The sequence below is a fragment of the Streptosporangium sp. NPDC002544 genome (genome assembly GCF_040295965.1).
Taxonomy (GTDB): domain Bacteria; phylum Actinomycetota; class Actinomycetes; order Streptosporangiales; family Streptosporangiaceae; genus Streptosporangium.
Genome location: NZ_JBEOWJ010000085.1, coordinates 1 through 4,378, shown reverse-complemented (window position 1 = coordinate 4,378; position 4,378 = coordinate 1). Strand labels below are relative to the sequence as shown.

3 protein-coding genes and 1 pseudogene are annotated in these 4,378 nt (G+C 65.1%); 2 read left to right on the top strand and 2 right to left on the bottom strand.

Annotation, left to right across the window (positions count from 1 at the left end):
• The first annotated feature begins 1,066 nt into the window (after positions 1-1,066).
• Positions 1,067-1,246 carry a hypothetical protein gene (locus tag ABT061_RS48195; protein WP_350930437.1) on the top strand — a complete coding sequence of 60 codons (180 nt, stop codon included), beginning with the start codon at positions 1,067-1,069 and terminating at the stop codon, positions 1,244-1,246.
• 113 nt (positions 1,247-1,359) lie between these two features.
• Here ABT061_RS48195 and ABT061_RS48190 read toward each other — a convergent pair whose 3' ends face one another.
• Both ABT061_RS48190 and ABT061_RS48185 read right to left on the bottom strand, forming a co-directional pair.
• Positions 1,360-2,091 carry a TSUP family transporter gene (locus ABT061_RS48190; protein WP_350930436.1) on the bottom strand — a complete coding sequence of 244 codons (732 nt, stop codon included), beginning with the start codon at positions 2,089-2,091 and terminating at the stop codon, positions 1,360-1,362.
• A gap of 305 nt (positions 2,092-2,396) precedes the next feature.
• A complete protein-coding gene (locus ABT061_RS48185) occupies positions 2,397-3,551 on the bottom strand; it encodes an RNA-guided endonuclease InsQ/TnpB family protein (RefSeq protein ID WP_502991647.1) in 1,155 nt (384 codons plus the stop codon).
• A gap of 24 nt (positions 3,552-3,575) precedes the next feature.
• Between ABT061_RS48185 and tnpA the strand changes: the two are divergent.
• A pseudogene (gene tnpA, locus ABT061_RS48180) lies at positions 3,576-3,998 on the top strand (IS200/IS605 family transposase); the annotation flags it as partial.
• Positions 3,999-4,378 lie beyond the last annotated feature (380 nt).

Sequence of the window (4,378 nt, the reverse complement as noted above, 5' to 3'; positions counted from 1 at the left end):
CGTCTGGTGATTTCGGCCTCCGGCCTGCTCGGGTGTGGTGGTTGCGGGCTCTTTTGAAGCCGGCCGGAACACCCGCCCACCTCCGCTGCACGCGCCTCCGTCGTACGGTGTGCACGCCATAGTCGCTCGCTTTCCGGCCGCCCGGGTACCCACCGCCGCTGAAGCAATTCCTGGGGGCCGTTCAGAGCGGGCCGCCGTAGCTGAAGCGTGGCTGACTGACCCAGTCCAGGGCCGGGCGCCGCAAATCGCTCTGCCGCTATCCCCCTAACTTCACATCACAAGGTGTACTTCATTCCTTGCCTCACTGAAGCCCGACAGAGAGGGGCTCGGCCATCACCCAGAAAGACGGCACTCCGGCGGCGATCGCCCGCTCGATCATCGCCTGCAGTAGCTGGGGCTAGTTGCACGAGTCGCTACCTGTCCAGCAGCCATCTATATGCTTTACTCTAATAATCCAGGGCAACTCATCTTGTGAGACTCCTTGCCGCCCAGGCCTTAAGATGCCCACCCCTACAAGCCTGTTACCTACCTTCTTCGCTAGTTGGATGTCGCATCCAGCACACCTACTGAGATCGACAGTATCGGCCGACCAGCCTGTCTTTTCGAATCCTAGCCAAACATTCTTAACCTCCGGCCTTATGTCGATCTCTAACCACGCGCCTTTATCTTCCGAGTCACATGCACTCTCACTGCTAATAGAAAGTACTTTGTTAGACGGAGGCAGGGCCTCGGTGACCGCTTTATGGAGCATTCTGTTTTCTTTTTCGGCAATAGAAGAGCATGATTGCTTCTCGGCCGTCTCGCCAAATCCGCATGCCCCAGAGGCGCCAAAAAGTAGGACAACCAGGAGCGGCAGGCATAACTTGCCTCTAATTCTAAATCGAAGATATCGCGTTAACCTAAGCCGCATATCACTCCTAAATCAAATCCCGAAAACTCGTCGAGCCGGCATTTGTTTATCAGTTTTCTAAAATTGCCCCGAAACCTCAAGAGTACATTGGGTTGCGGCTATACAATTATCTGCTCCAGATATCTCCGGCATTGATTATGTATTCGGATGTCGGCGGTGTTCGCCCAACCGGTGGCCAGGGCCGTACCCCCGATCGCCGCCCTCATCGACCGTCCGCCGGCCGGCCCGCTCACCGCCTACCGGAAGGGCAGGCCCGTCGGGCTCACCGTGGACCGCGATCTGGCCCTGAGGTTCGAGCAGACCGTCCACACGATGGCATCGTCACTCCCCGAATGATCCAGACATTCCAGGTTCTCGACCTCCCCACAACCGGCTACCGGCAGCCATTCGGCGACGGCCGGTGCTCGTCGCCGAATAGCTGCCGGTAGCCGCCCTGTGCCGGTCAAGGGTCACAGGCTCCACAGCCCCTTACCTATCGTGGTGAACCCGCCCACCAGCGCGAGCAGCAGCACCAGCACCCGGGCCCGTCGCTCCGGCACTCGTTCCGCGAGTGCCTTCCCCAGCACGGCGCCTGCCGCTATCCCAGCCGCGACCAGCAGCCAGAGCGGCACCGTGAGCTTCGGCACGCCCTTGGCCGTAACGGAGAGCGCGTTCACCACCACCCCGTAGAACTGCGCGTTCGGCACGAACTCCCGTACCGTCCAGCCCGCGTTCACCGCATACAGGGAAACCGCCGGACCGCCCACCCCCGCGGAGGAGTTCATGAACCCGCTCGCCGCACCGGCGGCCACCGCACCTCCGGCCCCGCGCAGAGCGGGCACTCGGCTGCCCCACATCACGAGCAGTACGGCCACGCTCACCAGCACCCCCATGCCGACCAGCAGCATCGGTTCGGGCAACCAGGCGGCCACCCAGGCCCCGGCCGGCACGGTGCAGGCGGCCGCGGCGACCAACGGAACCATCGCGGTCAGGCGGACCTCCCGCCAGGTGCCGACCAGCCCGATCGCGCTGATGGCACCGGCCGCGCAGTTCGCCAGCACCACACCCTCGGCCGGGCCGAGAAGCAGCACCAGAGCGGGCACCGCCACAAGCGCGAACCCGATCCCCGCCAACCGCTGCACGGACGCGCCCAGCAGGACGATGCCCCCCAGCAGAAGACCGGCGGTCCAGTCATCCAGCACAGACGCTCCTCGCGGCTTCTCCCCATGAGCGATCCCGCACAACACTCACCCACGCGGCAGGCACAATCATGCAGGCCGACGGGAGAGCGGGCAGCAGGTCACTCGAACGGAAAAGCCAGAACATGAACGCCTGCCCCCAAATCAACCCACCTGGAAGCCAAAACCCGCCCCCCAACCCCGGACCGTCACAACGCCCAACCCCGGACCATAAGACCCCCAGCCCTGGACCGGTCACGACACCCCGTCAACTTCTCGGCCGTAAACGACCGAGCTTGCAGCTCCTCGCCGTCGATGGGTTCGACGGTTCAGGCCGCGTCGTCGGCAGCGTGACTCACTGCCCAGCCCGCCACACCGCGCGAGGCGATGTTGCGGGCCGCGTTGACGTCGGCGTGCTCAGCGAAACCGCACGACGTACAGGCGAAGCCGGCCTGGTCGGGCCGGTTCTTCTTGTCCACATGCCCGCAGGCCGAGCAGGCCTGCGAGGTGTAGGCCGGGTCCACGTACACCAGAGCGACACCGGCACGGGCCGCCTTGTAGGCGATGAACCGGCCGAGCTGGTGAAAACTCCACGAATGCAACGTGACCCGCTGGGGCTTGCGGAGCCGTACCCGGTCACGGATGCCCTGGAGATCTTCCAGGGCGATGCCTTGCCCGGTGCGTGCAGCCTCGGTCACGATCTGCTTGGCGATGGTGTGGTTGGTGTTCGCGGCGAACCGGGCCTCGGCCCGGCGGCGCCGCTTCAACAGCCGTTTGGCGGACTTGGTCTGCTTGGCCTGCAGGCGGCGACGCAGCTCGCGGTGGCGGTGGCGGACCGCGTTCAGGCCCTTGCCGCTGTGGCGAACCCCGCCACTGGTGGTCGCGATGTCGGCGATCCCCAGGTCCACCCCCAGGAATCCGTCCGGGGCGGCGACCGGCCGGTCGGGAACGTCGCAGGTGGCGATGAGGAACCACATGCCATCGCGGTACACGAGGTCCGATTCGCCCTTGCGGTAGGCGGCCAACATCTGGAGCTGATCGGCCGAGGCGGCGAACGCCACGCTCTTCATTCGCCCGCGCGTGGTCCAGATGCTCACTGTGCGCGCGTCCATCCGCCAGGACAGACAGCGGTCGTCGAACGGCTGGGCCGCGCCGGGGCGAAAGACGATCGGCTTGGCCAAGGCCCGCTCGCGCCGCGCGGAACCGGGCCTGCCCACGTTGCCGTTGCGGAGATTGGCGTGCAACGTGGCGTAGGCGTCGGTGACCTTCTTGATGACATGCTGCGCGGCCTGAGCCGCCAGCTGGTAGTTGTCCTTGATCTGCCCATAGGCGTGCCTGCGCAGGTCGTAATTGCGGAATACCCGCTGGTGGTGGGCGAGTCCCGAGACCCAGGTGGCCGCGTCGTTGACCGCGCGCAGGGTCGCCTCCAGCGCCGCCGCCTGCTCGGGCGTCGGCAGGAGTCTCACCTGCACCACCAGCTTCACATCGCCCAAAATATCGTTTGGTCCATGTCACTGCGGTGGGAACCCAACTTTGACATCCGCCGGGGCCGAACCGTTGTCTACCCGCTGCACGCGCATTCGGTCTTCACACCCAGGTATTAGTGCGGGGTCTTCACCGACGAACTGCTGTGCCGCTGCGAAGACATCATGATCGAGGTGTGCGACAGCTTCGGCGCCCGGCTCGTCGAGTTCAACGGCGAGCACGACCATGTCCACCTGCTCGTCTGCTACCCGCCCAAGGTCGCCTTCTCGACCCTGGTCAATTCCCTCGAGGACGTCTCGGCCCGCCTGCGGGGCAAGGAGTACTCCGCTCACGTCCGCAAGTACCTGTGGGGCGGCCGTTTCCGGTCGCCGTCCCACTTCGCCGCCTCCTGTGGCGGCGCACCCTTGAGCATCATCAAGGAGTACATCGAAAACCAGAAACGCCCGGACCAACGACCAGACGTTCACAACCCCAGGACCGGGGAGCGATTCCTCCCGGGCGTGAACGCCCGGGGTTCCTCGCTAGATAACGCTGAAACGGCAGGACCTCCCGGACCGGCAGGACCCCCAACCTTGGACCGGTTACGGCGCCCGGCCCTGGACTGGGTCATGCGGTCGCGCTTCAGCTACGGCGCCCCACCCTGAACGGCTTCCAAAGGAACGCTTCAGCGGCGGCGCGTAGTCCGGCCCACCGAAAGTGAGCGACTACGGCGCGCACCACATACGGCCAGAGCGCGTGCAGCGGAGGTGGGCGGGTGTTCCGGCCGGCTTCAAAAGAGCCCGCAACCACCACACCCGAGCAGGCCGGAGGCCGAAATCACCAGACG